This window comes from Bacillus cereus group sp. BfR-BA-01379, assembly GCF_022663605.1.
Lineage (GTDB): Bacteria > Bacillota > Bacilli > Bacillales > Bacillaceae_G > Bacillus_A > Bacillus_A mobilis.
In genome coordinates this window covers 1-608 of sequence record NZ_JAKUFT010000189.1, presented here as the reverse complement: position 1 = coordinate 608, position 608 = coordinate 1, and the positions used below count along the sequence as shown (strand labels likewise).

Below are 608 nucleotides of genomic sequence, written 5' to 3'. Positions count from 1 at the left end.
AATAGTTTGACACGTTAGTTATAACGGGGGAGATGCTTGTGAGGGATCAAGATAAGTGTAGTAAGTTTCAAGCACCTATTCCTTTTCCGGCGTCAGGTATTACGGGGCCAACTGGTCCAACGGGTCCGACAGGTTCTTTAGGTGGACCGACTGGACCGCAAGGAATACAAGGCGTACAAGGGCCAATTGGTCCAACAGGTCCTACAGGAATTCAAGGATTGCAAGGGGTGCAGGGAGAAATAGGTCCAACGGGTCCGACTGGTTTAACAGGACCACGGGGTGCTCAAGGTATTCAAGGACCGATGGGGGAACAAGGTCCACAGGGAATTCAAGGTGTTCAAGGTATACAAGGAGAAAGGGGGCCGACTGGCCCAACCGGAATACAAGGGATACAAGGTATACCAGGGCCGATGGGAGAAACAGGTCCAACAGGAATACAAGGGATACAAGGCATACAAGGCGAAATCGGGCAGGCGGGTCCAACAGGAATACAAGGTATACAAGGGGTGCAAGGTGAAATTGGTCCGACTGGTCCAACCGGAAATACGGGTATACAAGGTGTTCAAGGGAATTTAGGGAGCAGCGGTTTACAAGGGGTAACAGGTATA

1 pseudogene is annotated in these 608 nt (G+C 50.8%); it reads left to right on the top strand.

What is annotated here, in order from left to right:
* Positions 1 to 32 precede the first annotated feature (32 nt).
* Positions 33 to 608 (top strand): annotated as a pseudogene (locus MR113_RS27370) (collagen-like protein); the annotation flags it as partial.